Source organism: Streptomyces sp. G-G2 (genome assembly GCF_030063135.1).
Lineage (GTDB): Bacteria > Actinomycetota > Actinomycetes > Streptomycetales > Streptomycetaceae > Streptomyces.
Genome location: NZ_JASISO010000006.1, coordinates 222,069 through 241,136 on the forward strand (window position 1 = coordinate 222,069; position 19,068 = coordinate 241,136).

16 protein-coding genes and 1 pseudogene are annotated in these 19,068 nt (G+C 73.1%); 12 read left to right on the forward strand and 5 right to left on the reverse strand.

Annotation, left to right across the window (positions count from 1 at the left end; all coding sequences use genetic code 11):
• Positions 1-8: 8 nt before the first annotated feature.
• Positions 9-599 carry a cysteine dioxygenase gene (locus QMF80_RS07505; protein ID WP_283450695.1) on the reverse strand — a complete coding sequence of 197 codons (591 nt, stop codon included), beginning with the start codon at positions 597-599 and terminating at the stop codon, positions 9-11.
• 643 nt (positions 600-1,242) lie between these two features.
• On the opposite strand from QMF80_RS07505, the gene QMF80_RS07510 reads away from it, so the two are divergent.
• The 3 genes from QMF80_RS07510 to QMF80_RS07520 all read left to right on the forward strand — a co-directional run bounded on the left by QMF80_RS07510 (position 1,243) and on the right by QMF80_RS07520 (position 6,820).
• The gene (locus tag QMF80_RS07510) at positions 1,243-1,506 is read left to right on the forward strand and encodes a WhiB family transcriptional regulator (RefSeq protein WP_003983763.1); all 264 of its coding nucleotides are present in this window, start codon (positions 1,243-1,245) and stop codon (positions 1,504-1,506) included.
• Positions 1,507-1,664: 158 nt separating this feature from the next.
• Positions 1,665-5,327, forward strand: coding sequence for a glycosyltransferase family 2 protein (locus QMF80_RS07515; RefSeq protein ID WP_283450758.1), 3,663 nt, complete (start codon positions 1,665-1,667; stop codon positions 5,325-5,327).
• The gene (locus QMF80_RS07520; protein ID WP_283450761.1) at positions 5,324-6,820 is read left to right on the forward strand and encodes a DUF5719 family protein; all 1,497 of its coding nucleotides are present in this window, start codon (positions 5,324-5,326) and stop codon (positions 6,818-6,820) included. The genes QMF80_RS07515 and QMF80_RS07520 overlap by 4 nt, the downstream gene beginning before the upstream one ends.
• 24 nt (positions 6,821-6,844) lie before the next feature.
• Here the strand turns inward: QMF80_RS07520 and QMF80_RS07525 are convergent, their stop codons facing one another.
• Positions 6,845-7,309 carry a metallopeptidase family protein gene (locus QMF80_RS07525; RefSeq protein WP_283450762.1) on the reverse strand — a complete coding sequence of 155 codons (465 nt, stop codon included), beginning with the start codon at positions 7,307-7,309 and terminating at the stop codon, positions 6,845-6,847.
• A 138-nt stretch (positions 7,310-7,447) separates the two neighbouring features.
• Here QMF80_RS07525 and QMF80_RS07530 point away from each other — a divergent pair, with 138 nt between their 5' ends.
• From QMF80_RS07530 to QMF80_RS07555, 6 genes are all read left to right on the forward strand, one after another.
• Positions 7,448-7,846, forward strand: a complete 399-nt coding sequence (locus tag QMF80_RS07530; protein ID WP_283450763.1) for a DUF3499 domain-containing protein — start codon at positions 7,448-7,450, stop codon at positions 7,844-7,846.
• A 99-nt stretch (positions 7,847-7,945) separates the two neighbouring features.
• Positions 7,946-9,313 (forward strand): phosphomannomutase/phosphoglucomutase, encoded by a 1,368-nt coding sequence (locus QMF80_RS07535; protein ID WP_283450764.1) that lies wholly within the window; start codon positions 7,946-7,948, stop codon positions 9,311-9,313.
• Between the two features lie 176 nt (positions 9,314-9,489).
• A complete protein-coding gene (locus QMF80_RS07540) occupies positions 9,490-9,675 on the forward strand; it encodes a Trm112 family protein (RefSeq protein WP_283450765.1) in 186 nt (61 codons plus the stop codon).
• Between the two features lie 299 nt (positions 9,676-9,974).
• Complete coding sequence (locus QMF80_RS07545) at positions 9,975-11,108, forward strand: SIS domain-containing protein (protein WP_283450766.1); 1,134 nt, start codon at positions 9,975-9,977, stop codon at positions 11,106-11,108.
• 47 nt (positions 11,109-11,155) lie between these two features.
• The gene (manA, locus tag QMF80_RS07550) at positions 11,156-12,319 is read left to right on the forward strand and encodes a mannose-6-phosphate isomerase, class I (RefSeq protein WP_283450767.1); all 1,164 of its coding nucleotides are present in this window, start codon (positions 11,156-11,158) and stop codon (positions 12,317-12,319) included.
• 120 nt (positions 12,320-12,439) lie between these two features.
• The gene (locus QMF80_RS07555) at positions 12,440-13,405 is read left to right on the forward strand and encodes a cation diffusion facilitator family transporter (RefSeq protein WP_283450768.1); all 966 of its coding nucleotides are present in this window, start codon (positions 12,440-12,442) and stop codon (positions 13,403-13,405) included.
• Positions 13,406-13,482: 77 nt separating this feature from the next.
• Here the strand turns inward: QMF80_RS07555 and QMF80_RS07560 are convergent.
• Positions 13,483-14,043, reverse strand: a pseudogene (locus QMF80_RS07560) (PTS sugar transporter subunit IIA); the annotation flags it as partial.
• 306 nt (positions 14,044-14,349) lie between these two features.
• Between QMF80_RS07560 and ahcY the strand changes: the two are divergent.
• Positions 14,350-15,801: an adenosylhomocysteinase gene (gene ahcY, locus QMF80_RS07565; protein WP_283450769.1), complete on the forward strand. Its 1,452-nt coding sequence runs from the start codon at positions 14,350-14,352 to the stop codon at positions 15,799-15,801.
• Between the two features lie 104 nt (positions 15,802-15,905).
• Complete coding sequence (locus QMF80_RS07570) at positions 15,906-16,523, forward strand: hypothetical protein (protein ID WP_283450770.1); 618 nt, start codon at positions 15,906-15,908, stop codon at positions 16,521-16,523.
• An 11-nt stretch (positions 16,524-16,534) separates the two neighbouring features.
• On the opposite strand, the gene QMF80_RS07575 is transcribed toward QMF80_RS07570, so the two are convergent.
• On the reverse strand, positions 16,535-17,467 hold the full coding sequence (locus tag QMF80_RS07575) for an RDD family protein (protein WP_283450771.1): 933 nt from the start codon (positions 17,465-17,467) through the stop codon (positions 16,535-16,537).
• Between the two features lie 103 nt (positions 17,468-17,570).
• Between QMF80_RS07575 and QMF80_RS07580 the strand changes: the two genes are divergently transcribed.
• Positions 17,571-18,578, forward strand: coding sequence for a stage II sporulation protein M (locus QMF80_RS07580; protein ID WP_283450772.1), 1,008 nt, complete (start codon positions 17,571-17,573; stop codon positions 18,576-18,578).
• Between the two features lie 189 nt (positions 18,579-18,767).
• Here QMF80_RS07580 and QMF80_RS07585 read toward each other — a convergent pair.
• Positions 18,768-19,068, reverse strand: a 301-nt coding sequence (locus QMF80_RS07585) for a hypothetical protein (protein WP_283450774.1), incomplete at its 5' end; no start/stop codon positions are given.

A 19,068-nucleotide genomic window follows, 5' to 3' on the forward strand; every position in this document is an offset into this window, starting at 1 on the left:
GCAGTGTGTCAGGCGGATACGGCGCTCTGGCGGGCCGGGGAGCAGGAGTGAGCGGCGTTACTCCGCCCGGCGTCCCGGGGTTCGTCGTGCAGGGGCATCTCGGTCAGGCCGGGGAAGTACACGTGCAGGCTGACCGCGCCGTCGAGGGAGTCGTTGACGACCTCGTGGGCGTAGCCGGGGGCGAAGACGCGCTGGCTGCCCGCGGCGAGGGCGCGGGGGCCGCGGGCGGTGTGCTCGGTGAGCTCGCCCTCCAGGACGGTGAGGACTCCGGAGGACGGGCCGTGGTCGTGGACCCCGCTGCCCTGGCCGGGGACCCAGCTGAGGAGCCAGACCTCGTAGCCGGGGCCGGTGCGCAGCCGGTGGTACCAGCGGGAGGAGGCGTCGTACTCGACGAGGTGCTCCCACTGGGAGCGGTCCTCGGCGAGGGAGCGGGCGAGCCCGGCGAACTCGGCGACGGTGGCCGGGTGCTCGCGGGCGGGCTGGAGGAGGTGCTGGACGGAGAGGATGTCGCCCGCGATCTGGAGGTCGCTCTCGGCGCCCCGGATCTGGACCTGGGGGGCGTGGAGCTGCGGGGCGTTCGGGGTGTTCGTCGCGTTCATTGCGGAAGTACCTCGACGGATGTCAGTGGCGCGGTCGCGCGGTCGGTTGCTGGGGGTGTGAAGCCGGTGCTCGGCGGAGCCGGAGCTCCGGAGGCATCAACAGCTGCAACAGCAACAGCGAACCTGGGCAGCGCGCAGGAACCCACGAATGGGGGTCCAGGTGGCGGCTGCGGGCGCTGACATGGCAACAAGGAGACCGGTTCGACGGGGCGACTGTCAACCCAATGTCCAGTTTGGTCGAAAAGTTTCACCTCATCCGGTTACAGGGTGCGGAGAAAGGTTTGTGCACTCCGAGGCCGGGCATGTGGCGGTGCAACCACGTCCGGATCACGTCGGCTCGTGACCGGAATGTGATCTGGGCCGCTTCTCCCGCCGGAGCGCAACCCCGCTCGAAGACGCCGCGTCGACCATGGACGGGGACCGCGATCCGTCGTGGTCCGTCCGTACGTGTTGCATGTGTCACGGTTTTTGGCGATTTGAACACTTTCTGCATACCCTTGGTTCCGCAGAGTGAATAAGGGGCCCAATAGCAGATCTCGGCTTGACTGCACAGGAGCAGCGCCTTGTAATTTCACTCGTGTCGTTCCGTAGCAATCGGTGACGGCCACACCACGGGGACGCGAAGACAGAGCGAGGGGCGCACATGACCGAGCTGTTTCAGGAACTGCTGGTCGAGGAGGCGGACGAGGAGCTCGGCTGGCAGGAGCGCGCACTCTGCGCCCAGACCGACCCCGAATCCTTCTTTCCCGAAAAGGGCGGCTCCACCCGCGAGGCCAAGAAGGTCTGCCTCGCCTGTGAAGTCCGCTCCGAATGCCTTGAGTACGCCCTTGCCAACGACGAGCGGTTCGGTATCTGGGGCGGACTGTCCGAGCGTGAACGCCGCCGCCTGAAAAAGGCAGCCGTCTGATTGCGCCGATACGTCCGGAACAGAGCAAACGGTCCGCCTCCTGCACCTTCCCCGCAGGAGGCGGACCGCTGTGTTTCCAGCCGTTAGTGTGGGGCGCTGTCCAGCAGCCTCCGAGGGCACACCACCCCCGGACCCCCGGCCGGAGGGCCCGTACCGCGATGTCCCTGCACAGCCACTCGACGGCCTCCCACCAGGGTCCGGCCGTCCCCGAGTTCCCCCGGCACGTCGTCACCGCGGTCGTCGTCGCCCACGACGGTGCCCGCTGGCTGCCCCAGACGCTCGCCGGGCTCCTCGGTCAGGAACGCCCCGCGCAGAGCCACGTCGCCGCCGACAACGGCAGCGCCGACGACTCCGCGCGCCTGCTCGCCGAAGCCCTCGGTGACGACCGGGTCCTGCACCTCGCCCGGCGCACCGGATTCGGCGCGGCCGTCGACGAGGCCGCCGCCGCGGCGGGCGTCCTCACCCCCGAGGACCTGCCCTACCTCAAGCGCCCCAGCGGCTGGGACCCCGTCAGCCGCACCTGGCAGGACGAGAACTACGACCTCCCCGACCTGCCCCACGGCGAACCCGTCCAGTGGCTCTGGCTGCTCCACGACGACTGCGCGCCCGCCCCCGACGCCCTCACCGAACTCCTGCGCGTCGCCGAGGAGAACCCCGAGGCCGCCGTCATCGGCCCCAAGCTGCGCGGCTGGTACGACGGCAAGCAGCTCCTCGAAGCCGGTGTCACCATCGCCCGCAGCGGCCGCCGCTGGACCGGCCTGGACCGCCGCGAACAGGACCAGGGCCAGCACGACCAGGTCCGCCCCGTGCTCTCCGTCTCCACCGCGGGCATGCTGGTGCGCCGTGACGTCTACGACGAGCTCGGCGGCTTCGACCGCCGGCTGCCCCTGATGCGCGACGACGTCGACCTGTGCTGGCGCGCCCTAAGCGCCGGGCACACCGTCCTCGTCGCCCCCGACGCCGTCCTGCGCCACGCCGAGGCCTCCGCCCGCGAGCGCCGCACCGTCGACTGCGCGGGCCGCTCCAGCGTCAGCCCCCACCGCGTCGACAAGGCGGGCGCCACCTACACGGTGCTCGCCAACTCCAGCGCCGGCGCCCTGCCCTATGTCATGCTCCGCATCCTCCTCGGCACCGTCCTGCGCACCCTCGGCTACCTCGTCGGCAAGGCCCCCGGCCAGGCCGTCGACGAGATCGGCGGCCTGCTCGGCACCCTGCTGCGGCCCGGCCGCGTCCTCGGCGCCCGCAGACGCCGCGGCCGCCCCGCCGTCCCCGCCAAGGAACTGCGCCCGCTCTTCCCGCCGCCCGGCGCCACCCTGCGCGCCAACGTCGAACAGCTCGCCGGGTACTTCGGCGCCGCCCAGGACACCGAACCCGGCGGCGCCAGCAGGCACGGCGGAGCCGTCGAATCCGGCCCCGGCGGCGACGACGCCGACTTCCTGGACATCGAGCAGTTCGCCCGGCTCAAGCGGATCGCCCGCAAGCCCGCCCCCGTCCTCTTCGCCCTCCTGCTCCTCGCCTCCCTCATCGCCTGCCGCGGCCTCCTCGGCGGCGGCTCCCTGATGGGCGGCGCCCTGCTCCCCGCGCCCGACGGCGCGCTCGCCCTCTGGCACGGGTACGCCGACGACTGGCACCCCGTCGGCACCGGCTCCACCGCCGACGCGCCCCCCTACCTCGCCGTCCTCGGCGCCCTCGCCGCCCTGCTGTTCGGCTCCACGCAGACCGCGCTCACCCTGCTGCTGGTCTGCTCCGTCCCGCTCGCCGGACTCACCGCCTACTTCGCCTCCCGGCCCCTGGTCGGCTCCCGGCTGCTGCGCGCCTGGGCCGCCGTCGCCTACGCCTTCCTGCCCGCCGTCACCGGAGCGCTGGCCACCGGCCGCCTCGGCACCGCCGTCCTCGCCGTCCTGCTGCCGCTCATCGCCCGCTCCGCCGTCAGGGCCTTCGGGTTCGCCGGAGCCGCCGACGGCAAGGGCGGCTGGCGCGCGGTGTGGACGTACACCCTGCTGCTGACCGCGGCCACCGCCTTCACCCCCGTCGTCTGGCCGCTCGCCGCGCTCCTCGGCGTCGCCGCGCTCGCCGTGCGCCGGGCCGCGTGGACGACGTACGCCCCCCGGCTCGCCGCCACCCTCGCCGTACCGCTGCTGGTCCTGGCCCCCTGGTCGCTGAGCCTGTTCGGCCACCCCGCCGCCCTCCTGCGCGAGGCGGGCCTGCCCCAGGGCCCCGGCACCGCCTCCGCCCTCGACCTGCTCGGCCTCAGCCCCGGCGGCCCCCGGGCCGCGGGCGGGCTGCTGCTCCTCGGCGTCGTCCTCGCCGCCCTGGCCGCCCTGCTGCGCGCCGAACGCCGCCTCGCCGTCACCACCGCCTGGGCCGCGGCGCTGGCCGCGCTGCTCCTCGCCACCCTGGTCAACCGCACCGTCTGGGCCGGCCCCGCCACCCTCGTCTACGGCCTGGCCCTGCTCGCCGCCGCCGCCATCGGCGCCGACGGAGCCAAGGAACGCGTCGCCGCCCGCAGCTTCGGCTGGCGCCAGCCGCTCGCCGCCCTCGTCGCCCTCGCCGCCGCCGCGGGCCCGCTGCTCGTCGCGGCGGGCTGGATGCTCGGCGGCGCCGACGGACCGCTGGAGCGCCGCGACCCCGTCCAGGTCCCCGCCTTCGTCGCCGAGGAGAGCGGCACCCGCGACCAGGCCCGCACCCTCGTCCTCGGCGGCGGCTCGCCCGCCGAGGTCGCCTACACCCTCGTACGGGGCTCCGGCGGCCGCCTCGGCGACGCCGAACTCGCCGCCGCCGCGGGCAGCGACACCCGCCTCGACAAGGTGGTCTCCAGCCTGGTCGCGGGCTCCGGCGCCGACCAGAGCAGCCAGCTCGGCGGCTTCGCCATCCGCTACGTCCTGGTCCGCGACGACGCCCCGCAGCAGTTCCGCCGGGTCCTCGACGCCACCCCGGGCCTCAGCCGCCTCAGCCAGCTGGACGGCGACGCGCTGTGGCGGGTGGACCGCCAGGTCGCCCGCGCCGTGATCGTCTCCGGGAAGCCCGGCGAGGACCCCGTCCCGGTCGCCTCCGGACCCGTCGAGGCCCATACGAAGATCCCCCCGGCCGAAGCCGGCGGCGCCGCCCGGGTGCTGCGCATCGCCGACCGGGCCGCCCCCGGCTGGCAGGCCACCCTCGACGGCAAGCCGCTGAAGGCGAAGACCGTCGACGGCTGGGCCCAGGGCTTCGAACTCCCCGCCCGGGGCGGCCGCCTCGACCTCGTCTACGCCGACTCCCTCGCCCGCACCGCCTGGCACTGGACCCAGGGCGCCCTCGCCGTCCTGCTGCTGGTCATGGCCCTGCCCGGGCGCCGCCGCAGCCTGGACGACGACCTGCCGGACGAGGAGGGCGCCGTACCCGCCCAGCCCGGCCCCGCCGAAGCGGGCGAGGGCCGCCGCGCCCGCCGCCTGCGCGCCGAGGCCGAGTCCCCCGCCGAGCCCCTGGAACCCCAGGGCCCGGTGGCCGATCCGTACGCCCAGATCCCGGCCCAGCAGGAGTACTACCCCCAGCAGCCGGACCCGGTGTACGCCGACCAGGGCCCCCCGCCCGGCTACGAGCAGACACCCGACCCCCAGTACGGCGACCCCCAGTACGGCGAACCCCGTTACGGCGACGGCCAGTACGGCGACGGCCAGTACGGCTACCCGCAACAGCAACAGCAGCCGCAGCCCCCGCAGCCGTACGACCCGTACGCGCAGCAGCCCTACCCCCCGCAGCCCCCGTACCCGTACGACGAGTACGGCCAGTACGACGCCTACGGACAGCCCCTCCAGCGTCCCGACGGGAGCCCCCAGCAGTGAAGCGCGCCCCCCTGACCCTCGCGGCCGTCACCGCCGCGCTCGCCGCCGTCACCGGCCTCGCCGTCCTCACCGCGCCCGCCGCCCCGGCCACCGCCGACGCCAAGGCCCGCCAGCGGTCCGCCGCCCGGCTCCCGGTCGAACGCACCACCCTGGTCTGCCCCGCGCCCAGCACCTCGGACATCGCCGACACCACCTACACGTCGATCACCCCGGGCTCGCCGAAGCCGCAGGCCAAGGGCACGGCCGGACTCGCGGGCGCGATCAAGGACGCCAAGCCCGTCCTGGAGTCCAAGACCCCCGGGGCCCCCGTCGGCGCCGCCTCCACCGGCGCCGAGGCCCCCGCCCTCACCGGCACCGCCGACGGGGTCCTCGCCCCCGGCTGGACCGCCCAGCAGACCACCAAGGTCGACGTCGGCCAGGCCCGCGGGCTGCTCGGGGTGGCCTGCACCGCCCCCGGCACCGACTTCTGGTTCCCCGGCGCCAGCACCGCCAAGGGCCGCCAGGACTACGTGCACCTCACCAACGCCGACGACACCCCCGCGGTGGTCGACATCCGGCTGTTCGGCCCCGACGGCGCCCTGAAGACCGACCCGGGCAGCGGCGAGAACATCAAGATCGGGCCGAGGTCCAGCGTCCCCGTCCTGCTGTCCACCATCGCGCCCAGTGCCCAGCTCGCCGACCTCACCGCGCACGTGACGACCCGTTCGGGCCGGATCGGCGCCTCGGTCCAGGTCAGCGAGGACGGCGTCGGCTCCGACTGGCTGCCCGCCTCCACCGACCCGGCGGGCACCCTGGTGCTGCCCGGGATCCCGGCCGACGCCACCTCCGTACGGCTGATCGCCCACGCACCCGGCGACGAGGACGCGGACCTCGGCCTGCGCCTCACCGGGCCCGGCGGCTCGATCACCCCGGCGGGCAATGAACAACTGCACGTCAAGGGCGGCATGTCGGCGGTCCTGGACCTCAAGGACGTCACCCGCGGCGAGGCCGGTTCACTCGTCCTGACCCCGTCCGGCGGCCACAAGGCGGTCCCCGTGGTCGCCGCGCTGCGGGTGGTCCGGGGCAGCGGGGCCAAGCAGGAACTCGGCTTCATCGCGGCCTCCGCCCCGGTCGGCGCCCGCGCCACCGTCGCCGACAACCGCACCGACAACGGCGCGACCACCCTCGCGCTGACCGTGCCCTCCGGTGCGGCGGACGCGAAGGTCCGGGTCACGGCCTCCCCGGGCACCCAGGGCGGCGAGGCGGCCGTCAAGGAGTTCACCGTCAAGGCGGGCACCACCCTGGCGGTCCCGCAGCCCCCCGCCCCGGCCGGCGGCAAGGGGCAGTACGCGCTGACCGTGGAAACCCTCTCGGGCGGCCCGGTCCACGCGGCCCGCACGCTGTCCCTGCCGCGCGAGGGCATCCCGATGTTCACGGTCCAGACCTTCCAGGACGACCGCGGCACGGTGGCCGTCCCCAAGGCCGTCCAGGACCTCTCGGTCCTGACGGACTGATCCCCTCCGCCACGGGCAGGGGGCCTACTCCTGCCCGTACCGGGGATCCACCGTCTCGGGTGACAGCCCCAGCAGCTCCGCCACCTGCTCCACCACGATCTCGTGCACCAGCACTGCCCGCTCGTCCCGTGACTTCGTCCTGATCTCCACGGGCCGCCGGTACACCACGATCCGCGCGGCCCGGTCGCCGTCCGCCGCGATCATCCCGCCCAGCGGTACCGCCTCGTCGTTCCAGCCGCCCTCCGGGCCCCCGGGCGGACTCGGTACCTCGCCCACCATGAACTCCACCTCCGCCAGCTGCGGCCAGCGCCGCTCCAGCCGCTCCACGGAGTCCCGCACCAGGTCCCCGAACAGCTCCCCGCGACTGGCGGACAGCGGCACCTGCGGGGGAGCGAGCGGTCCGCGCATCCCCCGGCCGTGCCGGTCGCGCCGTCGCGTCCGCGGTTCCTGGGGAAGTCCATCGGCAGGGGGAGTCAGCGGGGTGTCCATCACCCTCGCAGGGTAGCCCTCGCCGCCGGGACGGGGGCGACCCGCAACGGCCCACCGCCCGGGATCGGGTGACGACACGGCACCCGCCCCCGGGGGAGTCGTCGCGGCCCGGTCAAGAGTGCGGTACCGTCCAACGTCGTGAGCCCTGTACGTCGCTGTTCTCGCACCGCGTGCGGCCGCCCTGCCGTCGCGACGCTGACGTACGTCTACGCCGATTCGACCGCAGTCCTCGGCCCGCTCGCCACCTACGCCGAACCCCACTGCTACGACCTGTGCGCCGAGCACTCGGAGCGCCTCACCGCGCCCCGCGGCTGGGACGTCGTACGCCTGTCGGACGGTTCCGCGCCCTCGCGCCCCACCGGGGACGATCTCGAAGCCCTCGCCAACGCCGTCCGCGAGGCCGCCCGCCCGCACGAGCGCGCGGACCGCCCCGGCGTCGCCCAGAACGGCGGACCCGGCGCTTCCGGTACCACCGGGCAGGTCAACGGCCCCGCCCGGCGCGGCCACCTCCGGGTCCTGCGCTCGCCGGAGTCCTGAGACCCGGCCGTACCCGGCCCTTCATCTGATCGTCGGAAGAGCTGCCCGCCGTGCAGGGTAGGTTTGGTGCCCCGCACAGAACCCTCAGGAGGGCAGGCAGTGGCTGCTGATCTTTCGAACATCGTCAAGGCGTACGACGTCCGGGGCATCGTCCCGGACGAATGGGACGAGCCCTTGGCGGAGCTGTTCGGCGCGGCCTTCGTCGAGGTCACGAACGCCTCGGCGATCGTCGTCGGCCACGACATGCGCCCCTCCTCGCCCGGCCTCTCCAACGCCTTCGCCCGCGGCGCGGCGGCCCGCGGCGTCGACGTCACCCTGATCGGCCTGTGCTCCACCGACCAGCTCTACTACGCCTCCGGCCTGCTCGACCTGCCCGGCGCCATGTTCACGGCCTCGCACAACCCGGCCCAGTACAACGGCATCAAGATGTGCCGGGCGGGCGCCGCCCCCGTCGGCCAGGACACCGGCCTCGCGCAGATCCGCGCACTGGCCGAGAAGTGGTCCGAGGAGGGCGCCCCCGAGACCGCCCCCGTCGCCGCGGGCACCGTCACCGAACGCGACACCCTCACCGGCTACGCCGAGTACCTCAAGGGCCTGGTCGACCTCACCGCGATCCGCCCCCTGAAGGTCGTCGTCGACGCGGGCAACGGCATGGGCGGCCACACCGTCCCCACCGTCTTCGCCGGGCTCCCGCTGGACCTCGTACCGATGTACTTCGAACTGGACGGGACCTTCCCCAACCACGAGGCCAACCCCCTCGACCCGAAGAACATCATCGACCTCCAGGCCCGCGTCCTGGCCGAGGGCGCCGACCTCGGCCTCGCCTTCGACGGCGACGCCGACCGCTGCTTCGTCGTCGACGAACGCGGCGAGGGCGTCTCCCCGTCCGCGATCACCGCCCTCGTCGCGGCCCGCGAACTGGCCCGCAACGGCGGCTCCGGCATCGTCATCCACAACCTGATCACCTCCTGGTCCGTCCCCGAGGTCGTCCGCGAGAACGGCGGCACCCCCGTCCGCACCCGCGTCGGCCACTCCTTCATCAAGGAGGAGATGGCCAAGACCGGCGCCATCTTCGGCGGCGAGCACTCGGCGCACTACTACTTCAAGGACTTCTGGAACGCGGACACCGGCATGCTCGCCGCGCTCCACGTCCTCGCGGCCCTCGGCGGCCAGGACGGCCCGCTCTCCGGGCTCGTCGCCGCCTACGACCGCTACCAGGGCTCCGGCGAGATCAACTCCACCGTCGCCGACCAGAGCGGCCGGATGGCCGCCGTCAAGGAGGCGTACGCCGGCCAGGACGGCGTGAGCACCGACGCACTGGACGGCCTCACCGTGACCGGCGCCGACTGGTGGTTCAACCTGCGCCCCTCCAACACCGAGCCGCTGCTGCGCCTGAACGTGGAGGCCCGCGACAGCGCGACCCTGCACACGGTGCGCGACGAGGTCCTCGCGCTCGTCCGCGCGTAGGCCCTGTCGCCGCCGTCCCGTCCGGCTGGTGGCGTCCGGCACCACCAGCCCCGCCCGGCGGCCGGGCGACGCTCCTCGACGACGCTCCCCAGGAGCACCCCACCGCCGGGCCGCGCGAGCCGCGGCCCGGCGGTACGCTGACCGGGCCCAATCCACATGTTCGAAGGGACGCCCCCATGCCGCTCGAAGCCGGCCTTCTGGAGATCCTCGCCTGCCCCGTCTGCCACGCTCCCCTCCGGGACCGGTCGGCCGACGCGGACGCGCCCGAGCTGATCTGCACCGGCCAGGACTGCGGTCTCGCGTACCCCGTGCGCGACGGCATCCCGGTCCTCCTCGTGGACGAGGCCCGCCGCCCCGCCTAGGCCGTCCCTCGGATCGTGCCCGGCCCGCGCCGCCGGTACCGCACCTCGCCGCGATGTGTTGGCTTCGCCCGCTCCGCCCCGGACCCCCTTCGAGGGCCCCGGAGGCCGAGCGGGGTCGCACCGCCCGAGTACGTCCCGTGCTCGGGCGCTCCCGCGCCTCGCGGGGCACGGCACCGGACGACGCGGGGCACGGCACCGGACGACGTGGGCTCGACCGCCCAGATCCGAAAGAGACGGCCCAGGTTCTCCCTGGGCACTACGTTGGGCCCGAAACGCTCAACAGCCGACCGGAGGCCGCCATGCTCGACGACTCGCTGCTCGACGCACCCGAGGAGCTGGCCCGCGCAGACCGCCGCGGCCTGCTCCGCGGCGCCGCCGACGCCGGAGCCAGGGTCCGCACCGCTGTCCGGCACGCCGCCGAGGCCGGGCTGGACGACCTGCGCCCCGACGGCCGCCCCCGCGCCGTCATGATCGCGGGCCCCGGCACCGCCGCCGCCGGAGTCGCCGACCTGATCAGCGCCCTCGTGGGCGCCTCGGCCCCGGTCACCCGGCTGCACCCCACGGGCGTGGCCCCCGCAGCCGGAGCCATGCGCTGGACCCTCCCCGGCTGGGCCGGCCCCGTGGACCTGCTGCTCCTCACCACCACCGACGGCACCGAGCCCGGCCTCGAAGCCCTCGCCGAACTGGCCTACCGGCGCGGCTGCACCGTCGTCGCGGTCGCCCCCGAACGGTCCCCGCTCAGCGAGGCCGTCGCCGGCGCGCACGGGCTCTTCGTACCGATGGCCAAGGCCCCGTACCAGGAGTACGACGAGAGCGCCGCCGCCGGACCGGGCGCCCTCTGGGCCCTGCTGACCCCGCTGCTCGTCCTCCTCGACAAGCTCGGCCTGGTCCCCGCCGCCCCCGCCACCCTCCAGCTCGTCGCCGACCGCCTCGACCGCACCGCCGAACGCTGCGGGCCCGCCATCGCGACGTACGGCAACCCGGCCAAGACCCTCGCCTCCGAACTCGCCGACTCCCTCGCCCTGATCTGGAGCGAGGGCCCCGGCGCGGGACCCGCCGGACGGCGCTTCGCCGCGACCCTCGCCGAACTCGCGGGCCGCCCCGCCCTCGCCGCCGAACTGCCCGAGGCGCTGCCCGCCCACGGGACCCTGCTCGCGGGCGCCCTCGCCGCGGGCGCCGATCCCGACGAATTCTTCCGTGACCGGGTCGACGAGCCACAGGCTCTGCACGCCCGGGTCGTCCTGCTGCGTGACCGGCCCGCCGGCGGACTCACCGCCGCGCCCGCCGCACGCGAACTCGCCCACAGCCACGACACGGCCATCAGCGAGATCGAACCCGAGGAGGGCGGCGACCTCGAACAGCTCGCCGAGCTCCTCGCGGTCACGGACTTCGCCACCGCGTACCTCGCGCTGGCCACAAGGGGACGTACCTGAGGGCACGCACCTGTGCCCGCCCCTCTCTCCCAGGAAGACGAACACCGATGGACCGCCTCACGAACACGATCCGCCCCTACGCCTGGGGCTCGGCCACCGCCATCCCGGCCCTCCTCGGGGTCGCCCCGACCGGTGAACCCCAGGCCGAGATGTGGATGGGCGCCCACCCCGGCGCCCCCTCCCGGCTCGACCGGGGTGCGGGCGCGACCACCCTGTCCGCGGTCATCGAGGCCGACCCCGAAGGCGAACTGGGCGCGGCCGCCGTCGCCCGGTTCGGCCCCCGGCTGCCCTTCCTCCTCAAGCTCCTCGCCGCGGGCGCCCCGCTCTCCCTCCAGGTCCACCCCGACCTGGCCCAGGCGCGGGAAGGCTTCGCCGACGAGGAACGCCGAGGGGTCCCCATCGACGCCGGACACCGCAACTACAAGGACGCCAACCACAAGCCCGAGATGCTCTGCGCGCTCACCCCCTTCGACGGGCTCTGCGGTTTCCGCCCGCCGACGGAGGCCGCCGACCTGCTCGAAGGCCTGGACGTCGACAGCCTCAAGCCGTACGTCGACCTGCTGCGCGCCCAGCCGGAAGAAGCGGCCCTGCGCGAGGTGCTCACCGCCGTACTGGCCGCCGACCGCACCGAGATGGCCCGCACGGTCACCGAGGCGGGCGCCGCCGCCGAGCGGCTGGGAGGCCCGTACACGCCGTACGCCTCCCTGGTCCACGCGTACCCCGGCGACCCCGGCGTGATCGCGGCCATGCTGCTCAACCACTTCCGACTCCAGCCCGGTGAAGCCGTGTTCCTCGGCGCCGGAGTCCCGCACGCCTACCTCGACGGCCTCGGCGTGGAACTCCTCGCCAACTCCGACAACGTGCTGCGCGCCGGACTCACCCCCAAGCACGTGGACGTACCCGAACTGCTGAAGGTCGTCAGGTTCGAGTCCGGCGACCCGGGCGCACTGCGCCCCGAGGCCGGGGACGACGGTGAAGAGGTCTACCCGGCCCCCATCGACGAGTTCCGGCTCTCCCGCTTCGCCCTCGCCCCCGGCGGCGCCCCGCGCGCCCTCCCGGACACCGCCCCGCAGATCCTGCTGTGCACGGCGGGCGCCCCGCGCGCGGGCGAACTGACCCTGGCGCCGGGCGAATCGGTCTTCGTCCCGGCGGGCGAGCGGGCCGTGTTGTCGGGCGCCGGTACGGTCTTCCGCGCCACCCTGGCGGTCTGACGCACGACCCGGACCGTCCGGACCCTCCGCACCGTCAGCCGCAGAGGCTGCGACAATGTGCCGCCGTAGCGCGGCGCCCCGGCCAGGGCCGCCGCACCGAGGAAGGGAACTCCCAAAACCATGAGCGCGTCGGGCGGTACCAAGGCGATCGTGGCGGCACTCGCCGCCAACCTCGCCATCGCTGTAGCCAAGTTCGTGGCCTTCGTCTTCAGCGGCTCGTCGTCGATGCTCGCGGAAAGCGTCCACTCGCTGGCGGACTCCGGCAACCAGGGGCTGCTGCTCCTGGGCGGGAAGAAGGCCCAGCGCGAGGCGACCCCGCAACACCCCTTCGGTTACGGGCGCGAGCGCTACATCTACGCCTTCCTCGTCTCCATCGTGCTCTTCACCGTCGGTGGCATGTTCGCCATCTACGAGGGCATCGCGAAGATCAAGGAACCGCACGCCATCGAGCACTGGTACTGGCCGGTGGGCGTGCTGGTCTTCGCGATCGTCGCGGAATCCTTCTCCTTCCGCACCGCGATCAAGGAGTCGAACGAGATCCGCGGCTCGCTGTCCTGGGGCCAGTTCATCAAGCGCGCCAAGGCCCCCGAACTCCCCGTGGTCCTCCTGGAGGACTTCGGCGCGCTGATCGGCCTGGTCCTGGCCCTCGGCGGCGTCGGCATCGCCCTGGCGACCGGCGACGGCGTCTGGGACGGCATCGGCACCCTGTGCATCGGCGTCCTGCTCATCGCCATCGCGATCATCCTGGCCGCCGAGACCAAGTCCCTGCTGCTGGGCGAGGCCGCGGGCGTCGAACAGGTCGAGCAGATCAAGGCCGCGCTGGTCGACGGGGACACCGTCACCGGCGTCATCCACATGCGTACGCTCCACCTCGGCCCGGAGGAACTCCTGGTCGCGGCCAAGATCGCCGTACAGCACGACGACACCGCCACCGAGGTGGCGAACGCCATCAACGCGGCCGAGGAGCGGATCCGCGCGGCGGTCCCGATCGCCCGCGTGATCTATCTGGAGCCCGACATCTACAACGCGGCGGCGGCGGCCTCCGGCGCCAACCCGGCCACAACCCCGGGCGGCGACACCCACTGACGGCGCTGAACGCGCGAAGGCCCCCCGCACCGTCCGGTGCGGGGGGCCTTCGCGCGCGGGTGCAGGGGCTACTGGATCTACTGGATCTCGCGCAGCACGTCCAGGATCGCCGCCTCGTCGGGGGCCGAGCGGAGCCGGTCCCGGAAGCCCGAGTCCATCAGCTTGCGCGAGAGCAGGGCCAGGATCCGCAGGTGCTCGTCGCCCGCCGCGGCCTCCGGCACCGAGATCATGAAGACCAGCTGGGCCGTCGTCCCGTCCGGGGCGCCCCACTCGATGCCCTCCGTGGACCGGGCGAAGCCGACGGTGGGGCGGCTGACCGCGTCCGTCTTGGCGTGCGGGATGGCGATGGACTCGCCGAGCCCCGTGGTGCCCTGCGCCTCACGGGCCAGCGCGACCCGGACCAGCTCCTCGGTGTCCCGGACGTTGCCCGTGGTCGCCGGCATCGCCGCCATCTCGCGGATCGCGGCCTCCTTGCCGTCCGCGGCCAATTCGGTCCTCACCGTCCGCTCCGTCAGATAGCCGGAGAGCACCTCGGGCCTCCCGTCGGCGGCCGGGGAGGGAGCGGCGGAGGGAGTGGTGGAGGGAGGAGTGGAGGGAGCAGCGGCCGCGGGAACCGCCCGGGAGGCCCGTACGGCCGTCCCGGCACCCGCGCCCGCGCCCGTTCCGGCGCCCACCCCCGCGCCCACCAGCGCGGGCTGACAGCTCCGGCGGAAGGCCCTCATCCGGATCCGCGCCGCCACGAGCAGATCAGCAACCGACTGGGGCACGCTCCGCCGATCGGTGTAGATTCGTCATCAGTGTCAGGCGTCGCCGCTGATGGCGGTCGGGCGGTCCTCGTGACCGGCCGTGGGGAGAGAGGGCCTCCGACGGACTGTGCTCGGTGCGCCGTTCAGCGGTGCACGGCTCAGCCGTACCCACCTCTCGACCCACGAGGAGCAGCCCGCATGACTGCAGCATTCACCGACTTCAAGGTCGCCGACCTCTCCCTCGCCGCCTTCGGCCGCAAGGAGATCACCCTCGCCGAGCACGAGATGCCCGGCCTGATGTCGATCCGCGCCGAGTACGCCGCCACCCAGCCCCTCGCGGGCGCCCGCGTCACCGGCTCCCTGCACATGACCGTGCAGACCGCCGTGCTGATCGAGACCCTCGTCGCCCTCGGCGCCGACGTCCGCTGGGCCTCGTGCAACATCTTCTCCACCCAGGACCACGCCGCCGCCGCCATCGCGGTCGGCCCGACCGGCACCCCCGAGGCCCCGGCCGGCGTCCCCGTCTTCGCCTGGAAGGGCGAGACGTTGGAGGAGTACTGGTGGTGCACGGAGCAGGCCCTGACCTGGCCGAACACCCCCACCGGCGGCCCGAACATGATCCTCGACGACGGCGGTGACGCCACCCTCCTCGTCCACAAGGGCGTCGAGTTCGAGAAGGCCGGCGCGGCCCCGGACCCGTCGACGGCGGACTCCGAGGAGTACGCGCACATCCTCACCCTGCTGAACCGCACCCTCGGCGAGGCCCCGCAGAAGTGGACGCAGCTCGCGTCCGAGATCCGCGGCGTCACCGAGGAGACCACCACCGGTGTCCACCGCCTGTACGAGATGATGTCCGAGGGCACCCTGCTGTTCCCGGCGATCAACGTGAACGACGCCGTCACCAAGTCGAAGTTCGACAACAAGTACGGCTGCCGCCACTCCCTGATCGACGGCATCAACCGCGCCACCGACGTCCTCATCGGCGGCAAGGTCGCGGTCGTCTTCGGCTACGGCGATGTCGGCAAGGGCTGCGCCGAGTCGCTCCGCGGCCAGGGCGCGCGCGTCATCATCACCGAGATCGACCCGATCTGCGCGCTCCAGGCGGCGATGGACGGATTCCAGGTCGCGACCCTCGACGACGTCGTGGAGACCGCGGACATCTTCATCACCACGACCGGCAACAAGGACATCATCATGGCCGCCGACATGGCCAAGATGAAGCACCAGGCGATCGTGGGCAACATCGGTCACTTCGACAACGAGATCGACATGGCCGGTCTCGCGAAGATCGACGGCATCGTCAAGGACGAGGTCAAGCCCCAGGTCCACACCTGGAAGTTCCCCGACGGCAAGGTCCTGATCGTCCTCTCCGAGGGCCGTCTGCTGAACCTCGGCAACGCCACCGGTCACCCGTCCTTCGTCATGTCCAACTCCTTCGCGGACCAGACCCTGGCCCAGATCGAGCTGTTCACGAAGCAGTCCGAGTACCCGACCGACGTCTACGTGCTCCCCAAGCACCTCGACGAGAAGGTCGCCCGGCTCCACCTCGACGCCCTCGGCGTCAAGCTCACCACCCTGCGCCCCGAGCAGGCCTCCTACATCGGCGTCGACGTCGACGGCCCCTACAAGCCGGACCACTACCGCTACTGATCCTCACCGGATCCGCGGCACCACCGCACGTCAGACAGGCCCCCGGCAGCGATGCCGGGGGCCTGCCCCGTACCCACGCCGTACCCGTCCCGGAAAGGTGAACCATGCCCCGCGGCCGCTACTCGCTCCACGACACGCACGACCACACCCCGCTCGGCGAGGAGCACTTCCACTGCGCCCCGGGCCCCAGCGGCTGGCGGTACGTCGCTCAGCTCACCACCCCCGACGGCGGCCACCGCGGCTCCGTCGACCTGACCGTCGACGAGCTGGGCCGCCCCATCCGGATGGAGCTGAACGCGTCCAGCTGGCAGGTACGCGGCGCCGCCATCGACGGGGTCACCTGGGTCCGTACCGACCCCACCGGCACCGAGGCCAGCGAGGGCAACGTCCGCGCCTCCGGCTTCACCGGCGGCTCCCCGGCCTTCCTGGTCTCCACGGCCCGCCTGCTGCGCCTCGCGCCGGGCGCCCCCGCCACCCGGATCCGGCTGGTCGCCCTCACCGACCCGGTGCTCGCGCCCCGTACGGTCGACCAGGCCTGGGAGCTGACCGAGCGCGCGGAACACGCCACGGACAGCGGCCCGCTGATGGTGGACACGTACCGGATCAGCGCCCTCGACACGGGCGAGGTGCACACGGTCCACCTGGCCGGGGACGTGGTCCTCTCCGCCCCCGGCATCGAGCTGGAACACCTGGAGACCCCGCCCTCGGTCTTCCAGGACTGACCCCCGCCGACTCAGGCGGGCGGCGCGAACCCGCCGGAGCGCGGCTGCTCGGGCGCGACGGGAGCGACCGGCGCCGCAGGCACCGCGGGCGCCGGATACGGATGCGGATGCGGGGCCGGAGAAGGGGTCGGGGCCGGGGCCGCGTACGGCGCCGCGGGACCGAAGACCGCCGGGCGACCGCCCCCGTGAGCCTGCCCGCGGCCGAAGGCCCGCGCCGCGTCCCGCGACTGCCGTTCGTGCACCACGGCCGCCAGGTACGCCGCCGCGGGCACCCCCGGCGGCGGGGGCGTCCCCGTACGCGCCACCAGGTCGTCCGCCAGCCGGGCGGCCATCGCCGCACCCACGCGCGGGTCCAGCTGGTTCATCCGCGTCAGGTACTGGCGCACCGCCAGCCACAGCCCGTCCGGTACGCCCGACAGGTCGAGCCCCGTGAACCGCCCCGCCAGCCACGGCGGAGGCGGCGGCACCGGTACCACCCGGGCCCCCGGCACCCGCTCGCGGACCACCAGCGTCCCCGCGAAGACGTCGCCGAGCCGCCGCCCCCGCTCCGAGACCAGCGAGGCGACGCACGCCACGATCCCGGAGGTGCCAAGCAGCTCCACCGCGCCCATCGCCCCGCGCACCAGCGCGTGCCGGAACCGGATCGGCCCGCCGTCGTCCCGCACCACCCGCAGTCCGCAGGCGAGCTTCCCGAGGGACCGCCCGTGGCTCAGCGTCTCCACCGCGATCGGTATGCCGACCATGAACAACAGGAACCCGCCCACCGCGACGGCCGCGAAGGCCGCCTCGTCCAGCGAGGAGATGGCGAAGATCAGCCCGATATTGATCAATTGATAACCGGTGAAATACACGACGAGGTCGAGCACGAAGGCCAGCCCCCGGCTCGGCAGCCTCGCCGGCCTCAGTCCCAGGACGACCGCGTCCCCCGTCACCAGTTCACTCACCGACGCACACCCTTCACGTGACCTGCCCCGCCCCTCGTTCATCAAGTCTGCCAAGCTGACCACAGTAGGAGCAGGGAACCTGGGGCAGGGGAGCGGTTACCGGATGGATCTCGATGTCTTCGTGGCCGCGCACCGTGCGGAATGGGACCGGCTGGAGGTCCTGCTGCGGCGCGGCCGCCGCCTCACGGGAGCCGAGGCCGACGAACTCGTCGCGCTCTACCAGCGCACCTCGACCCATCTCTCGCTGATCCAGTCGAGCGCGCCCGACCCGATGCTCACGGGCCGCCTCACCCAGCTGGTCGCCCGCGCCCGCGCCTCGGTGACCGGCGCGCGCCGGGCCGGATGGCGCGACGTGGCCCGCTTCTTCACCGCCGGCTTCCCGGCCGCGGTCTACCGCAGCCGTCGCTGGTGGATACCGGTCGCGGTGCTCTCGACCGCGCTGGCCGCGCTCATCGGCTGGTGGATAGCCGTCCACCCGGAGGTGCGGGCCTCGATCGGAGCGCCGGACCACCTGCGGGAGCTGACCCGCCCCGGCGGCCAGTACGAGACGTACTATTCCAGCCACCCCGCGGCCTCGTTCGCCGCCCAGGTCTGGACGAACAACGCCCAGGCCGTCGCGATCTGCCTGGTCTTCGGCGCTTTCCTCGGCATCCCGGTGCTGTGGATCCTCTTCCAGAACATGCTCAACCTCGGGGTCGGCATCGGCCTGATGTCCTCGGCCGGGCGCCTCGACGTCTTCCTCGGCCTGATCCTCCCGCACGGCCTCCTCGAACTGACGGCGGTGTTCGTCGCCGCGGGTACGGGCCTGCGCCTCGGCTGGACGGTCATAGACCCGGGCCCCCGCAGCCGCCGCGAGGCCCTGGCCGAACAGGGCCGCGCCGCCCTCGGCATGGCGATCGGCCTCGCGGTGGTCCTGTTCGTCGCGGGCACCCTGGAAGGCTTCGTCACCCCCTCCGGCCTGCCGACCTGGGCACGCATCGCCATCGGTGTCGTGGTCGAGGCGCTGTTCCTGCTGTACGTCTATGTCCTGGGCGGCCGCGCCTCCCGTGCGGGCGAGGTGGGCGACGTGGAGTCAGCCGACCAGAGCGCGACCCTCCCGTCGGCCGCCTGATGTGCGGGCCGGTCGGCTGAGCTGCTAGTCTCCTCGTCTGTCCCGCAAACGCCGTTGACACGGTGGCTGTGGGGAGGTAGATTCGAACGGTTGCCTCGAACTGGACAAGTTCGGCAGCGATGGTTTAAAGTCTTGCTCGCCCCCCTCTAGGAATTCAATTTCTATATTCGGGGCACAGCCAGCTCATTTTCAGAAAATGAACGCCGGAAAAACCGGTGGAAAACTTCTGATAGAGTCGGACTCGCCGGAAAGGGAAACGCGAAAGCGAATACCTGGAAAGCGAAACCCGCTTCGACCGGGAATCGGACACGAGAGAGTCTGATAGAGTCGGAAACGAAGAACGAAGCCCGGAGGAAAACCCGCGAGGGTGAGTACAAAGGAAGCGTCCGTTCCTTGAGAACTCAACAGCGTGCCAAAAATCAACGCCAGAAGTTGATACCCCGTCCATTTCGGTGGATGAGGTTCCTTTGAGAAAGACCTGTGAGGCCTT